We start from the raw sequence: 23,848 nt of genomic DNA, 5'->3' as shown, positions 1-23,848 counted from the left end.
TGTTTTGAGCAGCCTGCGGATAGTTTCCTAGTTTGCTCTTTGATTTTCATTGAGTATTACTAGCTTTTTCCATATTAATTCAGCTTTTTGTTTATTTTTAGTAACAGGCAAGGAGCTGTAGATAAAACTCAAGTTCATCAAAGCGACTTAAGGCCCTAATAAAAGATAAACAAAATGACGGATAGAAAAAAGCCCACACACGGAATCTACTTCCATGTGAGGGCGTTGGTAACGCGGTGCCACCTCAATTATAAAGGAACTATCTCCTTTACATCTCTGCCTTGTCTAACAACAAGCTGCACTGTAAGGTGTGCGCACCGAATTTTCATTGTTTCAAATTCATTTTTTAAATCAGCCCACTTTCACTACTTCCAACCACCTATTCACAATCACCACAGGCTCCCTGAAGATCAAAAATAGTTACTTTTCTGATTTGTTGAACTTATTTTAATACTTTGTTTTTTCTTTGTCAAGACTTTTTTACGATTTTTTTGAAAATATCATTCGAATGTGACCATGTCTTCCTTAGATCGAACATGAACATGAACATGTCCCACTTGTTAGAAATTGGATCCAACTCAATAGAAACTGAATGGAGGCTAAACAGAACTTATTTTAGAACACTCCATCTTTTCCACTAGGATTTTCAAGAATTAAACAATACTAGAAACTCTGTCTCCTAACAAATTTAGGAGAAACTTCAACAGATGTGACACTTTCCCCTTTAATAATTGCTAAAACACCTTCTATCATTTCTTTAGCCAATTTAACATAATTGGGAGCAATTGTAGACAAAGCTGGAGTATAATACTGAGAAATAGGAATATTATCAAATCCAATGATAGAAATATCATCTGGAATAAGAATTCCTTTCTCATAGCACGCACGAATCAAGCCCTGAACCTTTTCATCTCCTGAAACAAAAATAATGTCCGGATCATTTTGGGTAGTCAAGTGCTGCATTGCATAAGAATAAACTGAATCAATTGTAGATAAGCCATAAATGACTTTTAAATCCATAAAGTAATTTTTATCATTCAGAAAAGAACGCACACCTCTTTCACGATCCTTATTAACATGAGATTCTCCTCCCATAAGCAACCACATATTTTTAAATTTTTCTTCAGTTACAGCTTTCATCATATCATAAGTAGCTTGAAAATTATTATTAGATACATAGACTACTCCAGACGTTTGAGATTCACCGAAAACAAGAAAAGGCATATGGTTCTTCTTTAAATACTGAATTCTGATATCATCTACACTTTCATAAAAAACAATAACACCATCTACTAGGCTACCTGTGCTTGATATAATTGAATTACTAATTGTATCCTCCTCTCCAAAGTACTCAACTATAGCATTAACACCATACTCTTTACAAGTTTGTAAAACTTTATCTAATAAAGTTTGAAACCAAATTAAAGGAAAAGAGTCGATTTTTTTTACAGAAATCAATATATTTATAGCTTCTTTTTTAGTTAAATTTTTTGCATACGCATTTGGAATATACGACAATTCCTCTATAACTTTTTGAATCGCTTGATAAGTTTCTTCTTTAACATTTACTCCACCATTAATAACTCGTGAAACTGTTTTTGGAGAAAAACCTGATAAACGTGCAATGTCATAAATAGTTACCTTTTTCCCATTTATATTTTTCATTTCAGTCCTCCATTACGAACATTCTAATATTACTATACAATATTTAATTTTTTTTAACAAGAGAATTTAGTAAATTATTTAAGATCCACAAATTCACAAAATTAATTTTACAAATATTCTTCCCCTTCAAAAAAGTTTAAATTGCATTTCACACCTTTATTTTTAAGAATGTTTCCAACTTCACGACAAATAAATTCATATGAGAAAAAACTACCATAAAATTGTAGATTAACTTTTTCAGTAAAATGTGTAGGATTTATAAAAACATATAATAGCCTGTCAATGCAACATTTTAACATAGAGTTAATTTTTTCTTTAAAGATAACATTTGTTATCAACTCATCAGGAGGTAAATGAAAGGCAAACACCATTTCATAAATATCATAAAAAGAAATAAATTTGTATACTTGTATCAAACAATTATTATCAAAATATTCTATTTTACCTAAATCAAAATTGATTTTATAATCTTTCATAAAAACCTCTGAGCAAAAATCTACTCAAAAATTAGATGATTAAAACATCTAAAAAACAAAAGGACAAAAACATCTGTCCCTTTGTTTACTAAATTTCAGCTAATTTCTTCGACATAAATAACACCTACAATATTAGCAATTTCTTCCATCAAACGAAGGTGCTCAAATCTACCTGATAATTCCAGAGTAATAAATGACGCGATTTTTTTGTCTGGAACATCAAAATATTCAATTCTGTCAGAATTAACATCTCCAAATGCAGTTCTAGAATCAGTCATTCTAATGCCATTTTCTGCACAATAAACCAATACACGATTATAGGCTTCTGTAGATTTAACCACTATATACAATTCAATCATTTTAGAACGATTTCGTAGATATTTTTTTAGTGGTTGGAACATGGATATCACACCCCAAACAGAAATGGCTACTAAAAGAGCTCCCTCATAAAAACCTACTCCAATAGCTAATCCAATTCCAGCTGAAGCCCATATTCCGGCTGCAGTTGTTAAACCAGTTATTTTCTTTTTATCTGTAATAAGTATTGTTCCAGCCCCAAGAAAACCAACACCTGATATAACCTGCGCACCTAAGCGTGTAGGATCTCCTGTACCAAATTTATAAGATACGTATTCATTCGTCATCATAATTAAACATGCAGCCAGACAAACAATACTATGTGTACGAATACCTGCTGGTTGAGATTTACTTCCTCTCTCTAAACCAATTACACCACCAATAACTACTGATAAAACAATCCTGACAACTATTTCAATATGTGATAACCCAAGACTAGTGGCTGTCATGATTATTTCCTTACTTTACGCCCCGGTCTTTGTGTGAAGTATAATACAGTTCCAGAAACAATCATCAGAACAATTGTATAAACAAATACCAGAGCTTGTGCATTAGATGTTGCTGTTTCATCACCTGCAGATCGAATCGTAATACCTAATGGTTGAGCTAGGGGATGGTAAAGGAATACAGATAAGTCGAAGTCAGTTAATAAAGAGTTAAAGTTTAAAGCAATAACAGAGAGAACAACCGGTAAAATAAATGGAATGATAACCTTCATCATAGTATAAAAAGGTGAAGCACCCATACTTCTTGCTGCATCTTCCATCTCATCATCAACACTAAATAAAATAGCACGTACCATTCTATAAGAAAATGGGATTTTTACAACTATATATGCAATAAGTAGAATTACCAAACCACCTACCAAAATCTGATTCAAGACAAGAAATTGTGGCTGATTAAAAGTAAATAATAAACTTACTGCTAAAAGTGTACTTGGTAGTAACCAAGGAAGTAGAGCACCATATTCAAATAAGAAATCAAAACGAGATTTATGTTTTCTGACAACACGAGCAAATACAACTGCGAGAATTGTTGCTGTTGTCGCAGCAATAATAGAATAAATAAAGCTGACCAAGAATGGAGAGAATGCCGCACTATTACTAAAGAATAAGCGATAATTTTCTAAAGTAAAGTTTGATAATGTTAAGTTACCTGTTTGAATTGCAACTGGATCTGTAAATGAGTATAATACTATAAAAATTAGTGGAAGCATGAAAACTGTGAACAATCCATATGCTACAATGTGAGCAATGATATTCCAAGGCTTAGACGCAATTTTTTGTTTTTTAAGAGGCGCTTTAGTCTTAGAGATAGAAATATAATTTCCACCTTTTTCTATCTTGTTCATGATAGTAAGCAAAATTGTAGTTGCAATACCTAAAATAATTGCAAGTAGAGCAGCTAAATCACGAGAATTCCCCATCCCTGCAAATGTAATAATCATTGGATTTATAGTTTGAAATTCTTTACCACCAACAATCATGGGTGCTGCTACTGCAGATAAACCACTAAGAAAAACCATGATAGTAAGTGCAAATAGAGTTGGAATTAAGGTTGGTAACACTACTTTTCGGAAAACAGTAAATGGTTTTGCTCCCATATTTCGAGCAGCCTCAATAGTGTGATAGTCAACGCTTCGAATTGTATTTGTTAAAAACAATGTATGATTAGCAGTTCCTGAAAATGTCATAATGAATAAGACTGCACCATACCCAATAAACCAGTTAGGGTCTAAAGAAGGGATAATATTTTGTAAAAATTTTGTAATCAATCCATAAGGACCATAGACAAATTTATATCCAGTCGCTAAAACCACTCCTCCATAAATTAAAGAGGTCATATAACCTAATTTTAAAATTTTAGCACCTTTAATATCAAAGTATTCTGTAAATAGAACACAAAGAATACCTACGACATTAACTGTAATAATGAGTGAAAATGCCAACTTAAAACTGTTCATAATACTCTGAAGTGCCCTCTGAGATTTTAGAACACGATGTACAGCATCAAGGGAAAATTCTCCTCCTTTTACAAATACATTCACTACTAGATCAAAGTTTGGATAAATAATAAATGTTACTAAGAACCAGATTAACCCTAAACGAATAAGCCAATCTTTTAAATTTAATTTATGACGCATACTGCACCTCCTTAAAATTGCAGAACGTCTGATGGTGTGATAAATAATTCCACACTTTCTCCGACGGATCTAATAGCAGCCTGACTATCAATACTTGTTACATTAAGAATCTGACTTTCAGAAACTTTTATTGTATAGTGAATTGTAACTCCAGAAAACTCAACATCAATAATTGTCCCTTTTAGAATGAAATCTTGTTCAGTTTCACGATTGAATCGAACTTTCTCTAATCGAATGTATCCTTTTTTATCTTCTAAGAAAACGCTTGTATTTTTCAGTAATACTTCGTGGACTGTTTCATCGGTCAAAACATTAATATCTCCAATAAAATCACATACAAATTCAGTTTGAGAATTATGATAAATTTCTACTGGTGTACCGACCTGTTCGATGAATCCATTGTTAAAGACTGCAATTCTATCAGATAAAGTCAAGGCTTCCTCTTGATCATGAGTAACATATAAAGTAGTAATACCTAACTCTTTTTGAAGTCTTTTCAACTCTTTTCTCAAATCTACACGTAATTTTGCGTCAAGGTTTGACAATGGTTCATCTAGACAAAGAATTTTAGGTTCAAGAACCAGAGCACGAGCCAATGCTACCCTTTGTTGTTGACCCCCAGATAATTCTGATACATTACGCTGTAACTGTTGATCAGAGATCTTAATTTTTGCTGCTACTGCTGATACTTTTGCTTTAATAACATCTGGAGCTACCTTCTTAACTTTTAAACCAAATGCAATATTATCAAAAACAGTCATAGTTGGAAATAGCGCATAAGATTGAAATACAATACCAATTCCACGCTTTTCAGGTTCCAAATGAGTGACATCTGTTCCATTAACTTCAATACTTCCTGATGATGGATCTAGAAAACCTACCAATGCTCTCAAAGTAGTTGATTTACCACATCCTGAAGGCCCAAGAAATGTAAAAAATTCCCCTTCATGTATATCTAAATTCAGATTATCAATTGCAACAAAATCACCATATTTAATTTGAATATTATCAAATTTAATCATCTCACTAACTCCCTCTATTACTAAACCAAAAGCCTCTCTTTATTTCTTCCTTAAATTTAGAAATAATAGAGAGACTTGGACATAAAAATTAAATTATTTCTTATTGTACGTATTCTAATTCAGCTTTTTCTACCCATTCATCCAAATGCTTTCCAACAGCTTCCCAGTCAATATTTTGTGGTTTCACTTGATCCACAAATTTTTTCGTATCTTCAGGTAACTCTGTTAGGGCATCTTTATTTGCAGGAATAGATCCAAAGTTCTTACTATATTCTACTTGAATTTCTGTTTGGCCAAACCAATCAATAAATTCTTTAGCTAACGCTTGTTTTTTACTAGTGCTTAAAACCATAGTTTGTTCAGTTACAAATGGTACACCAATCTCAGGAGTCATAACTTTGAAAACAACATTTTGTTCTTTTTGTCCAACTAATGCACCAGAACCCCACATCATTCCATATTGTATTGGATCTTCTTTGTCTAACATCTTAACAATTGAACTTTCTCCCTTTTGAAGAGTGTATGCATTTTTCAAATATTCTTTTGCTGCTTCCCAACCTTTTTCGGAAACACCTAATTCACCTTTATCATCAAGGTATCGAACTAAGATACTTGCTAGAATTGCCCGTCCTGTTCCACCTGAGAGCCCAGAAATTGAATATTTACCTTTATACTTACTACCTAATTCAGTCCAATCTTTAGGCATTTCTTTTACATCAGGCGCCCCAATTAAAACTAATGGTTGAACAATCACAGGATTATAATAATTATCTTTATCTGATAAAGATTGATCAATTTTATCTAACCATTTAGGCTTGTACTGGACTAGTAATTTTTGATCTCTAATTTTATTTGAATCAACAGCACCAATTCCAAATACCATATCTGCAACTGCATTATTCTTCTCGGCAATAACACGGTCTGCTAATTGAGCGCCAGGAATATCAACCATTTTTATATTAAAACCAGCTTCTTTTGCTTTAGCAGTTAACCAATCACCACGACCATTTGAGACTGAGTTCGAATAGATTACTAATTCTTGACTTTTATCAGCTTTTTCTTCAGATGAAGAAGCAGTCGTAGAATTTGAACCTCCAGAGCAAGCAGCAAGTGTAGTAAGAGCAACTCCCGTTGCAAGTACAGTAGACCAAACTTTCATTTTTTTCATGATAAGTTCTCCTTTTTTATTATTTTATTTAAATTTTTCGTGATATGGAACAAATTGTCTCATATCTTCAAATACAGTATAGTCAATACGGTTTACAGTAATAGTTGGAATCTTCTCTAATAAAATTTCAGTTAATTCTGCTCTGAATTTAGTAAACTCTTCTTCCTCCTCTTCGGTTAGAGGAATCCGAAGATACCCAATTGAAATATGGAATTGATATCTATCATGATTAGGGAAACGAACACCTGCTTTTTCTGAGACATAAGTACGAATTTCTTCTAATCTCTTTGCAGAAGCTTCATCTACAGGTTCAACTAGTATGTTTTGTTTTCCCATTTCAGTTATACGCATATGAATTTCTTCATCCAACAATGGAAAAATTTCAAGTTGTTTAGCAAAGTAATCATGTATTTCCTGTAAAGGTGTATCTAGAGGAAGATTACTGCTCCAAAACTCCGTTTCACGATTTTCATGGCACAACAATTCAATTACAGTCATGTGAATAGAATTCCTTGGAGTTAAAGTAAACTTATCGATAAATGGTAATTCTCTATAACGTGATTGAATAATATCAACAACTTCCATCAAATCTTGTTTAGTATAAAGATTTGCTACAACTGTATTCCCAGGGAAATGATTAAATTCCCCATTCTCTTTGAACTTAATTTTTGTTAAGTTTTTCATATAAAGACCTTCTTTTTTATATTTGACATCGGTGTCACTGTGTTTACATTATACAATGAAACCGTTTCCTTTGTCAAGCACTTGCAAACATTTTTTTAAATTTATCTTTCATTAAATATGCATTTCATTAAAAGGTTAAGTAATTTTTTCAAAATACAGCACTCATATAGACAGTATCATCAATTATAGCCATTGGGATTTTTTGATTGCCAATTCCATGTATCTCTACACATGTCTTCAATCGATTTTGTTGTCCTCCAATTTAATTCCTTATATGCTTTGTCTGCATTTGCATAACAAGTTGCAACGTCTCCTGAACGTCTTGGAACTATTTTATAAGGAATAGGGATCTTATTAACACTTTCAAATGTATTTACAAGTTGTAATACACTAGTGCCTTCTCCCGAGCCTAGGTTATAGATATAAACATCTGTTTTTTCAGATACTTTTTCTAAAGCTTTTATATGTCCTATTGCTAAATCTACTACATGGATATAATCACGCACACCAGTACCATCAAGCGTATCATAATCATTTCCGAACACACTTAGCTCTGACAACTTACCTACCGCTACTTGTGCAATATAAGGCATCAAGTTGTTAGGAATTCCTGAGGGATCTTCCCCAATCAAACCAGACTCATGAGCACCAATTGGATTGAAATAACGAAGCAACGCAATACTCCATTCTGAATCTGCCACATGAACATCTTTTAAAATTTGCTCAAGCATTACTTTCGTATACCCATAAGGATTTGTCGCACTTGTTTGCATCGTCTCAATTAGAGGTGACTGATTGTTAATTCCATATACAGTCGCACTTGAAGAAAAGACAATCTTTTTAACATTAAATTCTGACATCACTTCAACAAGTGCCAATGTACTCATAATATTATTTTTGTAGTACATCACAGGCTTTTGCACGGATTCTCCGACAGCTTTATAACCTGCAAAATGAATTGCAGCATCAATCGATTCTTGTTCAAATACCTTTCTCAATGCTGGTTTATCACAAACATCTAATTCGTAAAACACGGGACGTATTCCTGTAATTGCTTCAATACGGTCTAGCACCAAGATGCTAGAGTTCGAAAGGTTGTCGACAATGATGACTTCCTTTCCTAAATTTAGTAATTCTACTACGGTATGGCTACCAATATAACCAGCTCCGCCTGTTACCAATATTGCCATTTTTGTTTCCTCCTAATTAATTCCAACCGATTTAACAAATCTCATAAACGCTTCATGCCCAGACGGTGTATTCTTATAAACTCCTGCATCTTCCAGAACTCTCGCAAACACTTGTCCTGCTTCGTGTTGAACTACGCTATTAACCTCTTCTTTATTAATGCGAGGATATTTTTCTTTCAATTGGTCGGCCCATTCTAAATGATAATCCGCAATTGCGTTATCCTCTCCTAAAAGATATTTTCCAACTTCTTCTAACTCTGGTTTCAAACGAGGTGGTAATATTGCAAGTCCCATCACTTCGATTAACCCGATATTTTCCTTTTTAATATGTTGTACATCTTGATGAGGATGGAAAACACCATCTGGGTACTGTTCAGTAGTATGATTATCTCTTAGAACAATATCTAATTCATATCTCCCGTCCACTTTACGAGCAATAGGAGTCACCGTATGGTGTGGGACATCTTCAGTCATAGCAATGATGTCTACTTCTAAATCTGAATATTCTCTCCACTTATTTAGAATTTTAGTAGCTAAATCTAACAAGCGATTTTTATTTTCACTTTGTAACCTAATTACTGACATTGGCCATTTTACAATACCAGCATTAACATCCTCAAAGTCTTTAAAACGAAATTCACTCTCAAATTTTGCTTTTTCCATTGGGAAAATATGTTTCCCTCCCTGGTAGTGGTTATGACTAAGAATGGAGCCTCCTGAGATAGGAAGATCAGAATTTGAACCAGCAAAATATCCTGGCAAAATATCAACAATCTCCAATAATTGTTCAAATGTTTTAGAGGTAATAGCCATTGGTACATGTTGACTATTTAAAAATATCGCATGCTCATTAAAGTATAAGTAGGGAGAATACTGGAATCCCCATACTTCGTCACCAAGTTTCAATCGAATAATTCTATGATTCGAACGTGCTGGATAATTTATTCGCCCTTGATATCCTTCATTTTCCATACATAGTAAACATTTGGGATAATTAGTGGCTTTTACTAATTTTTCAGCAGCAATTGTTTTTGGATCTTTTTCGGGTTTTGACAAATTTATCGTAATCTCTAGCTCTCCGTATTTAGTTGATGCTCGAAACTCAATATTCTTAGCAATAGCAGAAGTTTTAATATAATCACTATCTTTACTTAACTTATAAAACTCTTCAACTGCTTCTTGAGGTGATATATCATATGAACTCCAAAAAATATCATTTAATCGACTAGGTAAAGGAACTATGAAATTCATTAACTCTGCTCCTAAACATTCCTTTTCCTCGATTAAATCTTTAATTTTACCGTTTTTTAAGGCGATTTCCACTAAGTAATCTTTTATTTGTTTCAGGTCATTTTCATCGGAAATGCGATCAGTCCCCTCCTCACCTATTAACGCTAGTACTCTATTTTTCACATATATTTTGTCAATTTCATTATACATTCCGTATTCAATTACTCTATCAACAAAATTATCAATAATTGTTTTCATATATTTTTCTTTCTAATTTATGTTCCCATATTTTCTATACATTATCCATTTATAAATTGATTGCGTAGTATGAGCAATTTTATCAAGGTGATGAATAATATCTAAAGCACCAATTACTTCAGAAACATTCCCATCATCTTCAAATATGTAATTCATTATTTTCTTTTCAATATTTATACTAAGCTCTTCTATCTCATTCTGTTTTTGTATAACAACCATATCTAAACATCCAAATTGTTCCTCTCTATAACAAGATATAGCCCTATTCATATGCAGTCCGATAACTTCATGAAGTATTTTTATTTCTGAAATAATTTTCTTCAAATTTTCATTATTTTGAATAATCTGTAGATTTTTTAAAATTTCAACAATTCTATCCCCAATACGTTCAATGTCAGTTGATATTTTTATTACACTAATAATTCTTCTTAAGTCATATGAAACAGGATGTTGTAAACAAATTAACTCAAATCCTTTTTTATCAATATTTAGAACTGACTCATTTATGATTAAATCTTCTTTAATCAATTCTACTCGTTCTTCATTTGATAAATATTCAAATAACTTCTCATATTTATCAAGCACAGATACCCAAATGGTCTCTAAATTATTTGATAATTCTATAATTTCATTTTCTAAATATAACCTTAACATTTAGGTACCTCTTCTTAACAAAGTTCAATAGTAACAATTAATATTTTAAACAATATATCAAACATCAATAACTAGAATACTTGCATCATCTTTCTTTACATAGATTGGATCAATAGCAGAAGAATTAAATCTCATCTTAATTAACTCTTCAAAAGTTTTATTTTGATTATTTTGATAGAATTCATAAAAGCCATCGCTCATTAAAACAATTTGTTCACTAGTAACATCTATTTGATTAATAATAGCATAGTCTAAAAATCTCTCATCCAACGAACCTATCCAGTACCCATTCGGTTGATTAGATAATTTTCTGATTTTTTGTAAAATAATTTTTTTATTTAAAACACTATTTGTACCAATTGAATCTTTTATCTCATTTTTCCCTTTTTCAAATAAGTTATCTACTCTATGATCAGTTATTTCCATTTCGTTTACTAACATGACGCAGTCACCTAGCATCATATACTCCAACTTTTTTTCTGAAAGTTTAGCAAATATAAAAGCAAATGTTGGTAAGCGATAATACTCTGTTAATTCATATGAGTTTAAACCGATTTCATCTTTAACCTCAAGTAAAGCAGTTTCAAATATTTGTTTAAGAGTTTTTGATTCTTTACAATTAACCGACAAACTTTCTGATAAAATATGTACAACTTCTGAGACTGAATAACCTATCTCCTCTTTAGAATTATATAAATCTGTAGCTCCATCGATAATCCAAAAATACTGATTTTGTGAACCTACAGCATCCTCATTTTCTACAGAACTTCCTTGTATCGAACAAATTTTATTTATCTTTACCATAATACTTCAACCCTTTTAGTGTCAAAAGTAAACCAATTCCTGTCACTGTTAAGAATAGTTCCATAATCTTGTTCGAACCAGTCTTTGGTAATTTTTGTTTTACATCTACTATTTCTTTAGATTTATTAATATGATTTTCAGTTTCTCTGCCATCTCCAACTATTTTATGGTTCACTTCTTCTGTCTTATTATCTTGTTTATTGTCGATCTTGTCATTCATTTGTCTATTATCTTTACTTGAGTTAAACTCTCCGTTCTTCTGGTTACTATCAATTACATTATTTGAATTAGATTGTTTTTCATGCACATATGAACTTGTTTTAAATTTTTCCTCTTTGTTTTTTTCTTTTTCGTTTTTATCACTTAAATTATTTGTTACAATTTTGTAAAGCCCATTCTCCGTTACAATATTGAAATTACCATCGCTATCACGTATAACAGGTTCTTTCCCATTTGCATTAGATTTGATGAATGATATATACTTACCGGATAAATTATAAAATTGGTTATTTAAAACGGTTATTTTACCCTTTGAATCCTCAATAACAATTCCTTCTTTACCACCGAATATACTATTCTCTGACACTACTAAATTATCACTAACTCGTAATAATTCAATATTTGGTTGTTCTGTTTCCTTAGAATTATTATTAATTACATTTTTTGTTACAGTAATATCTGATACTTTTCCTAAATATTCTGCACTATCTTTTGCAACTCGTATCGCTTTTGTTTTAGGATCGGCAATATTAAATATATTTTCGGCGATAACCACCTGTTTATTTAAATCTAATAGGTCTTTAGTGTTTTTATAGCTATAAGCATTTACTAAAGCTGCTCCGCTTTCTCGATAATGTACACTCTCTCCTTTAACTTTCTTATCAAAGCGATTTCCTTTGATTAATACATCAGTGAATCCTGTAAAACGTACACCTGCATACATCATGTTATCAAAATGATTATTTAAAATTTTAATATTAGAGGGGTTCTGTGTCGACAATGTTTGATAGTGTGTGCCAATTGCTGTTACTAATTCCCCAGATTTATCACTTTTGCCAAAATAGGAATTTTGAATAGTCACATTTTCAGATTTTTTCCCATCATCATTCAAGGCATAAGGAAAACCTTTTCTAGTTAATGGTTCAATCTGAATGCTCTCCTTACTTATGATTTGCCCATCCTTCATCGTTTTGGGTAAGGCTTGCCCAAGAAAACGAGAATTATCAACTAATACATTTTTCGAACCTGCAATTTGAATAGCATGCCCTTGATAACTATCCTTGAATGTTACATTTTTTATAGTTACGTTATTTGAATTCCCAATAGCAAATGCACCTGAAGAATTTATAAGTGGTAGATTTTTTGCTTTAGTTCCTTCTTCATTCAAAGCACCGTTCATATCAATAGTACCACCAGAATAACTAATATCTTCTGTTGGGCCCCATTCTACTTGCGCACCATCATCCGTAAATAAACCTGTCATAAAAACAATAGAAGGGTGATTCTTAATATTTATACCATTTAGAATGGTAGCTTTCTCATTCAATTCTAAGTGTGTATGACTTTTTAAAAAAACAATTTCTTTTACTAAATAAGTTCCTTCCGGAAAATATACATTTCCTCCACCTAGCCCTTGAGCTGCAGCATCTATTGTATCTTGAATTGCTTGACGATCATCATTAACTCCGTCACCTATTGCTCCATAATCTTTTACACTTAAAGCAGTATCTTCAAATTCTTTTTTGATAATTCTGTCACTTATAACATCTTCCTTATAACTCTTATTTTCATTAGTAGATGTTACTGTAGATTCAACTGTTCTGTTGTCTAATTGTGAATTAGAACGAATAGTACCATTAGAGCTGATACTATTAACACTTAACGAATTATCTAAACCATTAGTGGTTGAATTAGAGGCAATCATTTCAGCAGAACGATTCTGATTAACAGTTGGTGAATTATCTAAATCATTAGTAATTGCATTAGAAGACTCTTTTGTAGCCATCGGTGAAGAACTAGTAACAACTTCATCCGATAAAATACCTTGGCTTCCCAAAATTGAAATTGCCAATAGTACCGAGCAGGTCCCCACCTTTAATTTACGAATACTGAATACCTCATTAGGAACAAAATATTTCATCAGAACCTCCAATTTTTTTACTATTTTTTAACAATTGATTATTACTTTTCTTAAAATAGATAGAATGACACCGCTGTCATTATCTTTATCATATATTTTCCAAATTGAATTGTCAAGGAATAACACAAGAAAATATTAAAATTTATACTCTTCGGAAATCTCTTCAAACTAGGTCAGTGCCGCCTTGCCCTAAGTCTAGGTTACTGACTTGGTCAGTTCTATAGTAGACTGAAACTATAATAGTACACCTCTACTTCTAAAACATTGTTAGAAATCGATTTGACTGTCCCGATCAATTTGTCCTATTCTTATTTCATTTTACTATATCTACAACCTCAAAGCAGGGTTTTGAGTTATCTATGGCCAACTTCCTAGTTTGCTCTTTAGCCTTCCATTCAAAAGTGATGCTATCTTTCTTAGCTTGAATATAAAATATCCCATTTACTATATTTAAATTTATTGATATGTTGTAAATTATAAATGAAAGAACAAATACCTTGTCATACAAGCATTCGCCAGGGATATTTACCTTAATATCGCTCATATGGCGGATTGAAACTAAAACACTACAATATATTTCTTAAATAGACCTTCTATAAAAGCTAGATTTAACCTCGATAAAAATAGATGCAGTGCTTCTAAAATACTGGAATAGGGCATATAGGTAATCGTAGACAAGTGTTTTATAGATTGTCTCGCAGGAGATCTAATGATGTATAGCAAGCATCACTAAACATATGGGATATTCGTATTATTATAATATTAACATGCTATAAATTCTATCATGTAAAAGAATGACTAGAACATGAAAGACAGGCACAAAACTTTGAACAATATTCTGAAAACAAAAAAAAGACGCGAGTTTCCACAATCTCACTCATGGAAACTCACGTCTTTCAAAAAATAGGGTGAATTGAAAACTAGAACAAGACAGTAGATTTTCTAAATGATGTCTAGTAAGGATTCTAAATGCTACACCAAATTGCTCACATCTTATTTCAAACCACGGGACTCCCACAAGAAAGGAAAATCCTATAAAAATTCTCTCTCTGAGGAGAAAGGGGCCTCAACTACAGGTGTAAACTATTATCAATTGAAAACAACAGTTTTTACACTCAATTAGACTTTTTAGGGACAGTATTACTTTCGCTTGTCTGTAGTTTGTCATTTTTTTGATAAAGTTAGTACTTTTTCAGAAACTATTTTGAAAGTCTCAATGATATAGTCTACTTCTTCATCGCTTAATTTAGTATGAAGAGGGAGGGTAATTTCATTCTCAAAGAAGGCATAGGCCTTAGGATAGTTCGTCATATCAAATCCAAGATTCTTATAGGCTGTCAAGAGCGGAAGCGGTTTGTAGTGGACGCTACTTGCAATTCCTGCTTTGGCCAATTCTTGGATGATAAGATTGCGTTCTTCTAAGCTCGCTCCTTCTACATGGGTAATGTAAAGGTGACGTGAAGATTCGACACTATCAGTCTTGTGTGCCAAAGGATGGATGCGAGAACCTGCAAAACCACGATCATAGCGATCCACGATGTCCTTACGACGTTCTAGCAAACCAGTGTAACGGTCCAATTGTACCAAACCAAGCGATGCCATGATATCTGTCATATTGCACTTGTAAGCTGGTGTAACGATATCGTATTCCCATGAACCCAGTTGCATCTTGGCAAGAGCATCCTTAGTTTGCCCGTGAAGGGAAAGAATTTGGAATTCCTTGTACATCTCTTCGTCGTCAATCGCTGGATTGGCCTTCCAAGTTGCGCTTCCACCTTCTGCCGTTGTAAAGTTCTTAACCGCATGGAATGAGAAGGAAGTAAAGTCAGCGATAGAACCAGCTGGTTGTCCTTTATAAGTTGATCCCAAAGCATGGGCACTATCAGAGACAATCACAATACGGTTAAAGGCTTTTTGCCACTTGCTTGACGCAGTAAAGAGGTCACGTTTCTTCTCCGCTACTTGGAACAAACGGTCGTAGTCGCAAACAATCCCCGCAAGCTCAACCGGAATAATCACCTTAGTCTTTTCAGTAATAGCTTGCTCCAGCAAGTCATAGTCCATTTCAAACGTATCTGCTTGGATATCTACCATGACAGGGGTCGCTCCTACGTGCGTGATGACACTACATGAAGCTGTATAGGTCATGGCTGGAACGATGACTTCATCACCAGGTCCCACTTCCAAAACGCGTAAAATCAACTCCAGAGCGGCTGTCGCAGAGTTGAGACAAACAGTCTTAGGTGTCTGTGTGTAAAGAGACAAGCGGCGCTCCAGTTCTTTTGTTTTAGGACCTGTTGTGATCCAACCAGAACGCAGGGTATCCGCTACTTCAGCAATTTCTGCTTCTGTGATATCAGGCGGTGAAAATGGAATATTGTAATTTGGCATTGATTTGCTCCTTTTATCTGTACTCATTCTCTCATGACTACTTTATTTTAGCACTTCAAACACGGTTTGAAACATGATTTTGATGTCTCCAAGGAAACTAAACTCTCGGAGATAGGCAAGGTTATAGCGCATCTTTTCAGGAAGAACATGCTCCACATAGGCCTGGTCAACTGACAGACCTTTCTCCGTCATTTGACTGATGATGGTGTCCTCATCCTTGTAGTTGATGCTGGCTGGAGAGGTAATCCCTGCTGGTAAGAGCAAGGTTGCCATCATTTCAGGGCTATACTGCTCTGTGTAGCGTGGCACTTCAGGTCGTGTACCGACAAAGGACATTTCGCCTTTAAGAACATTGACCAGTTGAGGCAGTTCGTCCAAACGGACACGACGGATAAAATTGCCAACCTTGGTAATACGGCTATCGTTAGCAGAAGTCACCAGACTCCCTTTTTTATCCGCATCTGTCACCATGGTACGGAACTTCCAAATCTTGAAAGGTCGATTGTACTGGGTCACGCGCTCTTGCTTGTAAATCACTGGCCCCTTGCTATCCAACTTGATCCAAATGCTCAAGATGAGAAAGATGGGAGAGGTCAGAACCAGTAAGACCAAGGTCAAAACCCAGTCCAAGCAACGCTTGAAAATCAGCGAACCCTTCCTTTTAGAGACAAGCTGGTAGTAAGACTCAACCTCGCTTGATTTCATTTCCACAGGCAAGTCTTCCCATTTCAGCATGCTGTTCTCCTTTGTTTTTATTATACTATTTGTCAACATTTTTCATTATACCACAAAATGGAAAAGGCGGTGAAAGAAATCTGTAATTTGAAGGATTTCCTTCTTTTACTCAATGAAAATCAAAGAGTGTTAGGACATGGCCCCTGCCTGCAAGCTATACATCTTGTGATAGGTTCCTCCCAAGGCCAAGAGTTCTTCATGAGTTCCACTCTCGATAATGCGCCCCTTGTCCAAAACATAGATGCAGTTGGCGTCTTGAATAGTAGAAAGGCGGTGAGCGATAGCAATAGTTGTTCGGCCCTGTCTCATCTTCGCCAGAGAAGCTTGAACCAAACTTTCTGTTTCAGAGTCAATATTGGCTGTCGCTTCATCCAAAATCAGGATTTTAGGCTGGCTGGCGACTGTTCTAGCAAAGGCAAGAAGCTGGCGCTGCCCAGTAGAGAAGCTCGAACCACGCTCGGAAACAGGGGAGTCGTACCCCTGAGGAAGTTCTTGAATAAAGGAATCTGCATCCACAAAGGCTGCCGCAGCCTGAACCTGTTCATCACTGATTTCTTGGTACATGGCGATATTGGACTTAATAGTTCCATGATAGAGGAAGGGTTCCTGCAAGACCAAACCGATGTTTTTTCTCAGCTCTTCTTGACTGAAATCCCTGATATCCACATCATCCAAGAGAACTCTCCCTGACTGGAATTCATAAAAGCGCATGAGGACATTGATAATAGACGATTTCCCTGAACCTGTATGACCTACAAAGGCAATGGTTTCACCCTTATTAACAGAGAAAGAAATGTCATCCAGAATCGGATGTTTACCGTCATATGAGAAACACACATGTTCAAAACGGATATTGCCTTCTTGGACTTTGGCTTGCCCATTTTCTTGAAGAGGTTCATAGGTCCTCTCGTCTATCAGGGCAAAGACGCGACCTGCAGAAACCATAGCCGTTTGCAGAGTTGAAAAGTTTTGCGTCACCTCAATCAAGGGGTCAAAAAGGCGGTTGATGTACTGGATAAAGGCATACATGGTCCCGACCGTTATCCCGATAGAAAAACCACGGTAGCCAAAGTAGGCCATCAAGACTGCATAGCCTAGAAGTTTCAGCAAACTCATGGCAGGTCTCAAAAAGAGTGCATCCAAGGCTACAGAACGGTTGGCGTAGACCAAGTGTTCTTGGTTGATTTCATCAAATTCTGCCTGCAGGCGCTTCTCTTGATTAAAGGCCTGAATAATCCTGATTCCCTCGATATTCTCTGCCAGCTTACTATTGATATCTGACAAGAGACTTCTGGTTTTCTCAATGATTTTCACTGACTTTTTTCGATAGAGATTGACCAAAAGGAAAATCAAAGGGAGAAAGAGCAAGACTAAAGCCGTCAAACGAAAATCCAGCACCAACATGGTATAAAGGGTTGTCAGAAAGATAAAAACTGCTGAGATAAAGCTGGATAAAATCCCAGAAAACATATCACTAATCGTCTCGGTATCGTTGGTCAAACGAGAAACGATAGAACCTGCTGGCGTCTTGTCAAAGTAAGACATGCCCAGTTTCTCCATATTGGCAAAGGCATCCCGACGAATATCCCTAACAATACTGTAAGACACGCGCGCAAAGAGAAGATTGCCGACATACTGAACTACAGTTTGTAGGATGTAGAGACCATAGTAGACCAGCAAAACGGTAACGGCTAGTTGGTTAAGATTGCTGAGATACTGGTCGATAAAGTGGGAAGCCACGAGGGGTATGACACTTTTAATGACCGTCGTCGCTAGGAGAAAACTGAGTGCCAAAAAGGTCAGGAGTCCATAAGGCTTGAGATAAGACATCAAGCGCTTCAATACAGCCCATTGTTCTTGTTTATTCTGCATCTTCTTCTCCTTTCATTTCCAACTGCTGAGACTGGTAGGTTTGGGCATACCAGCCATCCATCGCTAGCAAGTCTTCGTGCGTGCCTCGTTCGATAATTTGACCATTTTGTAGAACTAAAATAAAATCTGCATGGACAACAGCACTGAGGCGATGGGCAGTGATAATGGTTGTCTTGTCCTTTCGCGTCTCCTTGAGATTGTCGATAATCGCATACTCTGTCTTGGCATCTACGGCGGATAAGGAATCATCCAAAATCAAGATATCAGGGTTTAAAATCATAGCCCGACTCATAGCCAGACGCTGCTTTTGCCCACCAGAAAGACTGACTCCCTTTTCACCAATCAACGTATCAAATCCCTGTGACATGGCTACAATGTCTTGGTAAACTTGAGCTAGCTTAGTCGCTTCCTCGACCGCTGAAATGGGCAAGTTAGGATTGCCAAAGCGAATATTGTCTAAAATCGAAGTCGCAAAGAGGAACTGGTCCTGAGGGACGTAGCCCATGAGACTGCGAAGGTCTGTCAAACGATAATCCCTAATATCGTGACCATTTAGATAAATAGCTCCCTTATCCACATCGTACTCACGCAAGAGGAGTTTAATCAAGGATGTTTTCCCAGAGCCTGTCTGCCCAACCAAGCCCAGGGTTTGCCCTTTTTCCAAACTAAAGTGAATATCCATCAGCGTTTCCTCGTTTTCAAAAGCAAAGTTATCAATAGCATACTCCAAGCGCCCGTTTTCAATACCATCCAGAGGAAACTCGGAGTCTTTTACAGATGATTCCTGAGACAAAAGATTCTCAATCCGCTGGTAAGAAACCTTTCCTCGCTGAGTGATATTAAAGAGGAAACCAATAGCCATGAGAGGCCAGACCATCATATCCAAATAACTAATAAAAGTGACCAAATTTCCAACTGTAATCTGCCCCTCCCGAACCATCAAAGAGCCGACTAAGAGTGTTAAAACATAGGATAATCCAACAAACAAGAGAACCATTGGGTCAAAGAGTCTATCGTATTTCATGGTTTGGAGATTCTTTTGGAAGGTTAATTCATTGACTGCCTGAAAGGACTCCAGCTCATCTGCCTGATAACCAAAAGACTTGGTCACTTTGATACCTGATACAGACTCCTGAACCTTGTTATTGAGTTCAGAAAAGGCATCCTGTGACTCTCCAAAGACCTTATGAGTCTTTCTTCCCAAACGACTGGTCGCATATGCCATAAAAGGCAGGGGTAAAATTGCAACTAGAGTCATCTGCCAGGAAATGCTAAAGAGCATGGTCAGCAAAGTCACTAAAGCTGTAATAGAGGCATCCACCGCAGATATAACACCACCACCTGCAAGACTCGTCAAAGAATTGATATCATTGGTTGCGTGTGCCATCAAGTCCCCCGTCCGATAGGTTTGATAAAAGGCTGGAGACATCTTTGTAAAATGCTCAAACAAGCGAGACCTCATAATCTGCCCCAGACGGTAGGATGTCCCAAGAATATACATACGCCAAACATAGCGCAGATAGTACATACCAAAGGCCGCAAGAAGCAAGTAAAATAGGTAAATAAGTAGTTCATTCTGAATTAATTGCCCCGATGTGATAGCATCAATGATCCGCCCCATGACCATTGGGGGAATGAGGTTAAGGACAGAAACCAAGACCAAGGCCACAATTCCGACTAGATAACGGCGTTTTTCTAGCTTAAAAAACCACCAGAGTTTTTGAATAATGGACATAAAATTCCTTTCTAGTTCCAAATGGAAACCTGAGACTCCGACCCCAGGTTTTTCTTATTCATAGGTTACAACTGTAACGTCACCTTTGTCATACTCAGCGATAAAGATATTGGCTACATTGTCATGCCCTTGTTTGCCGAGATTATCAATCAACCACTCTTCGCTACAGCCAAGCGATTCCAAGACTTCTACTTGGATAACACCATCAGTCACAATTAGATACTTAGGATTTTCATCTCCCATTTGGACCACGATGAGTTGGTCATTTTGCTCCTGCACAGCTCGTTCAACTTGCTTCATCTGGAAAATCCCTTGGCTACGAAGTTTGAGGGTTACATCCACCCCAAACAAATCAACCGAACGACAGGCTTCTAGGTCAATCTTCTCATGTTTGATGAGGAGAGTTGGCTTACCATCAATCAAACATTTCACAAAACGAATATTATGAAGCCACTTGAGGGTCAAAACCAAAATAGTCCACATCAGTAAAATCACCTCGTACTGCAAAATGCTGATAGAACTATTGTAAATCACCCCACCAATGATAGCACAGAGAACATAATTCTGAATTTAATCTGTCGCAGAGTTAGGTGCTAAGTTCCCCTTTCCTGTCACATTGATAACAAAACAAGTGAGAAGAGCCCCAAGGCCAGTTCGATTACAATTTCCATACAGTTGAGTGTCACTTGTTTACCTTCACCAATTCAATAACGTCTGTTTGATGCAATTCTAATTTCTTTAAAAGATACTTGTCTAATTCGCTCTCGTTCATGGCGTGGTAGAAATCTGAACCGACCTTGACAAGTTCTCCATCAGTAACTGCAGAAGTATTGACGTAAACTTCTGATTTATCCACTCCCAAGTCTTTGGAAACAACCTCTATGAAATGAAGTGAAGTTTGAAATTGATTGTTAGAGGCTTGATCGGTCTGGTATTTTGAGATTGTCACCAAAAGCATGGCTATCAAAGTCAAGACAAAAATCATGACCAATTCACAAAATCTAGTCACCTTTTTTATCACGATACGCCTTGAAGGCAAAAAATCCTGTGATAGCTAGGAGCACAATCCCAAAGCCAATCATGATTCCATTTTGCTGACTGATTTGGCTAAGCACATAGTCATATGAGTAAAATTTCATTTATTTTCACGCCTTTTCATAAAATCATTCTTCATTATAAATGAAAGAGGGTGATTTTTCAAACCATACGTTGGGGAAATAGACATATCAGACCAACTTCTCAAACTAATGACTCCAGTAGCTATTTCAAGATTCTAATTTTGATAATTGATAAGAATAGACACTAGGAATTATCACTACAAAGAAAAGTGTCAAGAAGAATACCCAGTAAACATATAGTTGCACAAAGGAATTTAGAAACAATAACAATCCTCCGAATACCCAAATTTTCCCAGCTAGGCGATGCGTTTTTCTCCAGTTTTTATCATTCTCTAAGGTCCACGGTAGTCGAATACCGATTATATAATTTCGGTGTGTTTTTGGTAGATAATTTCCAATTACGATCATCACGACTCCCATAAAAATCTGAGCTAGTAGCCCACTCATCATGGAATAACCCAAAGATTCTCCGAAGATAGAAATCATTAATAGACAAGATACAAAAGGAATAATCCAGTAAATCAAGAGTTGTATTTTTGAACTGATATTGCTAGATTTAGGATCCTTAATCATTAAAAATAGAAGCAACCAATGCATCAAAAGCATGAGAGTCGGTAATCCAAAGATAGCAGACATTTTATGATTGTAGCCATCTGCTTGACCCAGTAGATTAAAATGAGTGGGTATCTCCTCTGGTAATTGATTCCAGAAAACACAACCTACAAGGGAAGGTAGTAGGATGAGAATGCTCGTAAATAATACCAATTTCTTATTGATTTTTATCTTCATCAAAATGATCTCCTTTCAGATCTGCTAACCAAACCATTATATCCTCTAAAACCGATGTATTTAACTCATAATAAATAAAGTTTTTTTCTTTCATTTCATGAATCAAATCCGCTGCTTTCAAAATCGTAAGATGGTGTGAAATAGTTGCACTAGTCAACTCAAATTGACTGGCAATTTCTCCTGCAGGTAATCTACCTGTTTTGAGTAAATTCAAAATCTCTCTCCTAACTGGATGAGATAAGGCTTTAAAGCTATTTGCAAAACTCATAATGACTCCTTTCCCTCTGTAATATTAGTAGGGCTAGGACTAAGCAAGGTAGAACTGATAGTATTCCTGTCGGTGATGGGCCTAAAATCAAGAGGCTTGAAACTTTTTCTCCTGGTAATTGAAAGAGTAACCCAATACCGGCAGTTGCATTGATTGCCCCATGAAATAGGGCAGAAGCCCAGATAGAACCTGTCTTTTCAAACAACCAGCTCAACAATATTCCTAGGCTAAAACAAAATAGAAACATAGCAACAACTCCCAAAACGGGATAAGAAAAATAAGATAGTCCATAATTATAGCCTTGCAAATTGATTGGTAGATGCCAAAGACTCCAAATGAGACCAAGCAAGACATGAGTCTGGACTATTGAAAAGCGTCCTCTTAGAGCTGGGTAAAGATAGCCACGCCAACCAATTTCCTCTCCCAATGCAAAGAAACTATTAAGAAAAGGAGCGTAGGTCAAACTAGCTAGGATTTGAATCAAGGCCAAGAAAGATAAGGGGAACGGTGATTGAAGGACTCCTTTTTCTTGTAAAATAGCTTGAATAGATTCAAAACCAAGGCTGAAATTGCTAGGGAATAGAAGAAAATAAAGTCCTGCTCCTAAAAAACTGATAACTGCTGGGAACCAGATAGCTAGTAAGTAAAAGCGCCAGTTCCTCTTGAGATTCACGACTAATTTAGATTTGATTCCACTAGGTTGATTCGTGATTTTCCCTAAGAGAAAGACTGCAAGCGCAGGCATCCACATGGCTACAATACTAGCAAGTTGACTCCATGGAGAATTTAGACCAACACCACCTATCCATAGTGCCAACCATATTATCCAAGCAAGGGCATAAGCCAAGACCACAAAAAGAAGGATTGTTCTCTTATTTGACATATATGTAACTTCACTTTCTATTTAGATATTTTTCTAAATAACATTATACACCTTTCTATTCTAAATACAAGAACTATTTAGATTTTTTTCTAAATAGTTTAGGGAATTTTTATTTTCTCAGGATAAAGTCTAAAGAGTGATTTTTCAAACCATACGTTGGGGAAATAAACCTTTTTTTGGTATAATCCCGACTTTATCACTTAATTCTCCGCGACCTTACTTAATACCTTGGTACATCTGGATTTTTCGACTATTTTTCAACTTTT

19 protein-coding genes, 2 pseudogenes and 1 other annotated feature are annotated in these 23,848 nt (G+C 35.5%); all 21 genes and pseudogenes read right to left on the bottom strand.

Going from position 1 to position 23,848, the window contains the following annotated elements; genetic code table 11:
- Positions 1–215 precede the first annotated feature (215 nt).
- Positions 216–446: a binding site (T-box leader), on the bottom strand.
- Positions 447–663: 217 nt separating this feature from the next.
- Positions 664–1,665, bottom strand: coding sequence for a LacI family DNA-binding transcriptional regulator (locus tag HT723_RS02815; RefSeq protein ID WP_000789951.1), 1,002 nt, complete (start codon positions 1,663–1,665; stop codon positions 664–666).
- Positions 1,666–1,772: 107 nt separating this feature from the next.
- Positions 1,773–2,141: a hypothetical protein gene (locus tag HT723_RS02810; protein WP_138699396.1), complete on the bottom strand. Its 369-nt coding sequence runs from the start codon at positions 2,139–2,141 to the stop codon at positions 1,773–1,775.
- A gap of 95 nt (positions 2,142–2,236) precedes the next feature.
- A complete protein-coding gene (locus HT723_RS02805; RefSeq protein ID WP_000127549.1) occupies positions 2,237–2,947 on the bottom strand; it encodes an MgtC/SapB family protein in 711 nt (236 codons plus the stop codon).
- Between the two features lie 2 nt (positions 2,948–2,949).
- Positions 2,950–4,641 carry an iron ABC transporter permease gene (locus HT723_RS02800; RefSeq protein ID WP_166731581.1) on the bottom strand — a complete coding sequence of 564 codons (1,692 nt, stop codon included), beginning with the start codon at positions 4,639–4,641 and terminating at the stop codon, positions 2,950–2,952.
- Positions 4,642–4,652: 11 nt separating this feature from the next.
- Positions 4,653–5,663 carry an ABC transporter ATP-binding protein gene (locus HT723_RS02795; RefSeq protein ID WP_050251329.1) on the bottom strand — a complete coding sequence of 337 codons (1,011 nt, stop codon included), beginning with the start codon at positions 5,661–5,663 and terminating at the stop codon, positions 4,653–4,655.
- A gap of 100 nt (positions 5,664–5,763) precedes the next feature.
- Positions 5,764–6,831 carry an extracellular solute-binding protein gene (locus HT723_RS02790; protein WP_000738380.1) on the bottom strand — a complete coding sequence of 356 codons (1,068 nt, stop codon included), beginning with the start codon at positions 6,829–6,831 and terminating at the stop codon, positions 5,764–5,766.
- Between the two features lie 24 nt (positions 6,832–6,855).
- A complete protein-coding gene (locus HT723_RS02785; RefSeq protein ID WP_050261139.1) occupies positions 6,856–7,515 on the bottom strand; it encodes a DUF1868 domain-containing protein in 660 nt (219 codons plus the stop codon).
- Between the two features lie 179 nt (positions 7,516–7,694).
- On the bottom strand, positions 7,695–8,705 hold the full coding sequence (galE, locus tag HT723_RS02780) for a UDP-glucose 4-epimerase GalE (RefSeq protein WP_000996557.1): 1,011 nt from the start codon (positions 8,703–8,705) through the stop codon (positions 7,695–7,697).
- A gap of 12 nt (positions 8,706–8,717) precedes the next feature.
- Positions 8,718–10,193 carry a UDP-glucose--hexose-1-phosphate uridylyltransferase gene (galT, locus tag HT723_RS02775; RefSeq protein WP_000848802.1) on the bottom strand — a complete coding sequence of 492 codons (1,476 nt, stop codon included), beginning with the start codon at positions 10,191–10,193 and terminating at the stop codon, positions 8,718–8,720.
- Positions 10,194–10,205: 12 nt separating this feature from the next.
- Positions 10,206–10,847: a phosphate uptake regulator PhoU gene (locus tag HT723_RS02770; protein WP_172934576.1), complete on the bottom strand. Its 642-nt coding sequence runs from the start codon at positions 10,845–10,847 to the stop codon at positions 10,206–10,208.
- Positions 10,848–10,904: 57 nt separating this feature from the next.
- Entirely contained in the window at positions 10,905–11,651 is a 747-nt protein-coding gene (locus HT723_RS02765) for a protein phosphatase 2C domain-containing protein (RefSeq protein WP_078929784.1), read from the bottom strand.
- Positions 11,635–13,791, bottom strand: coding sequence for a multi-ligand-binding adhesin PfbA (gene pfbA / locus HT723_RS02760; protein WP_050222924.1), 2,157 nt, complete (start codon positions 13,789–13,791; stop codon positions 11,635–11,637). Before pfbA ends, HT723_RS02765 begins: the two co-directional genes overlap by 17 nt.
- A 1,164-nt stretch (positions 13,792–14,955) precedes the next feature.
- Positions 14,956–16,182: a DegT/DnrJ/EryC1/StrS aminotransferase family protein gene (locus tag HT723_RS02755; RefSeq protein ID WP_172934575.1), complete on the bottom strand. Its 1,227-nt coding sequence runs from the start codon at positions 16,180–16,182 to the stop codon at positions 14,956–14,958.
- 42 nt (positions 16,183–16,224) lie between these two features.
- Positions 16,225–16,917: a sugar transferase gene (locus tag HT723_RS02750; protein ID WP_119919885.1), complete on the bottom strand. Its 693-nt coding sequence runs from the start codon at positions 16,915–16,917 to the stop codon at positions 16,225–16,227.
- 129 nt (positions 16,918–17,046) lie between these two features.
- Complete coding sequence (locus tag HT723_RS02745) at positions 17,047–18,789, bottom strand: ABC transporter ATP-binding protein (RefSeq protein WP_172934574.1); 1,743 nt, start codon at positions 18,787–18,789, stop codon at positions 17,047–17,049.
- Complete coding sequence (locus tag HT723_RS02740) at positions 18,779–20,524, bottom strand: ABC transporter transmembrane domain-containing protein (RefSeq protein WP_172934573.1); 1,746 nt, start codon at positions 20,522–20,524, stop codon at positions 18,779–18,781. Before HT723_RS02740 ends, HT723_RS02745 begins: the two co-directional genes overlap by 11 nt.
- 54 nt (positions 20,525–20,578) lie before the next feature.
- Positions 20,579–21,210: pseudogene (locus HT723_RS02735) on the bottom strand (DUF421 domain-containing protein).
- Positions 21,207–21,663, bottom strand: a pseudogene (locus HT723_RS02730) (DUF3290 family protein). Before HT723_RS02730 ends, HT723_RS02735 begins: the two co-directional pseudogenes overlap by 4 nt.
- A 126-nt stretch (positions 21,664–21,789) precedes the next feature.
- On the bottom strand, positions 21,790–22,431 hold the full coding sequence (locus HT723_RS02725) for an SdpI family protein (RefSeq protein ID WP_000694123.1): 642 nt from the start codon (positions 22,429–22,431) through the stop codon (positions 21,790–21,792).
- Positions 22,412–22,699, bottom strand: a complete 288-nt coding sequence (locus tag HT723_RS02720; RefSeq protein ID WP_000006513.1) for an autorepressor SdpR family transcription factor — start codon at positions 22,697–22,699, stop codon at positions 22,412–22,414. The genes HT723_RS02725 and HT723_RS02720 overlap by 20 nt, the downstream gene beginning before the upstream one ends.
- Positions 22,683–23,582, bottom strand: coding sequence for a type II CAAX endopeptidase family protein (locus HT723_RS02715; protein WP_000066794.1), 900 nt, complete (start codon positions 23,580–23,582; stop codon positions 22,683–22,685). The genes HT723_RS02720 and HT723_RS02715 overlap by 17 nt, the downstream gene beginning before the upstream one ends.
- Positions 23,583–23,848 lie beyond the last annotated feature (266 nt).

This window comes from Streptococcus sp. 2106 (assembly GCF_013277315.1).
Lineage (GTDB): Bacteria > Bacillota > Bacilli > Lactobacillales > Streptococcaceae > Streptococcus > Streptococcus pseudopneumoniae.
Note: the sequence above shows the minus strand (reverse complement) of the source record. Positions and strands in the feature narration are given on the sequence as shown.

Bases quoted from the DNA above. Each gene is read 5' to 3' on its own strand.
- HT723_RS02715 (WP_000066794.1), bottom strand. From the start codon at position 23,582: ATGTCAAATAAGAGAACAATCCTTCTTTTTGTGGTCTTGGCTTATGCC.
- HT723_RS02765 (WP_078929784.1), bottom strand. From the start codon at position 11,651: ATGGTAAAGATAAATAAAATTTGTTCGATACAAGGAAGTTCTGTAGAA.
- HT723_RS02750 (WP_119919885.1), bottom strand. From the start codon at position 16,917: ATGCTGAAATGGGAAGACTTGCCTGTGGAAATGAAATCAAGCGAGGTT.
- HT723_RS02725 (WP_000694123.1), bottom strand. From the start codon at position 22,431: ATGAAGATAAAAATCAATAAGAAATTGGTATTATTTACGAGCATTCTC.
- HT723_RS02790 (WP_000738380.1), bottom strand. From the start codon at position 6,831: ATGAAAAAAATGAAAGTTTGGTCTACTGTACTTGCAACGGGAGTTGCT.
- HT723_RS02805 (WP_000127549.1), bottom strand. From the start codon at position 2,947: ATGACAGCCACTAGTCTTGGGTTATCACATATTGAAATAGTTGTCAGG.
- HT723_RS02795 (WP_050251329.1), bottom strand. From the start codon at position 5,663: ATGATTAAATTTGATAATATTCAAATTAAATATGGTGATTTTGTTGCA.
- galT (WP_000848802.1), bottom strand. From the start codon at position 10,193: ATGAAAACAATTATTGATAATTTTGTTGATAGAGTAATTGAATACGGA.
- HT723_RS02770 (WP_172934576.1), bottom strand. From the start codon at position 10,847: ATGTTAAGGTTATATTTAGAAAATGAAATTATAGAATTATCAAATAAT.
- galE (WP_000996557.1), bottom strand. From the start codon at position 8,705: ATGGCAATATTGGTAACAGGCGGAGCTGGTTATATTGGTAGCCATACC.
- pfbA (WP_050222924.1), bottom strand. From the start codon at position 13,791: ATGAAATATTTTGTTCCTAATGAGGTATTCAGTATTCGTAAATTAAAG.
- HT723_RS02755 (WP_172934575.1), bottom strand. From the start codon at position 16,182: ATGCCAAATTACAATATTCCATTTTCACCGCCTGATATCACAGAAGCA.
- HT723_RS02800 (WP_166731581.1), bottom strand. From the start codon at position 4,641: ATGCGTCATAAATTAAATTTAAAAGATTGGCTTATTCGTTTAGGGTTA.
- HT723_RS02720 (WP_000006513.1), bottom strand. From the start codon at position 22,699: ATGAGTTTTGCAAATAGCTTTAAAGCCTTATCTCATCCAGTTAGGAGA.
- HT723_RS02745 (WP_172934574.1), bottom strand. From the start codon at position 18,789: ATGCAGAATAAACAAGAACAATGGGCTGTATTGAAGCGCTTGATGTCT.
- HT723_RS02810 (WP_138699396.1), bottom strand. From the start codon at position 2,141: ATGAAAGATTATAAAATCAATTTTGATTTAGGTAAAATAGAATATTTT.
- HT723_RS02740 (WP_172934573.1), bottom strand. From the start codon at position 20,524: ATGTCCATTATTCAAAAACTCTGGTGGTTTTTTAAGCTAGAAAAACGC.
- HT723_RS02785 (WP_050261139.1), bottom strand. From the start codon at position 7,515: ATGAAAAACTTAACAAAAATTAAGTTCAAAGAGAATGGGGAATTTAAT.
- HT723_RS02815 (WP_000789951.1), bottom strand. From the start codon at position 1,665: ATGAAAAATATAAATGGGAAAAAGGTAACTATTTATGACATTGCACGT.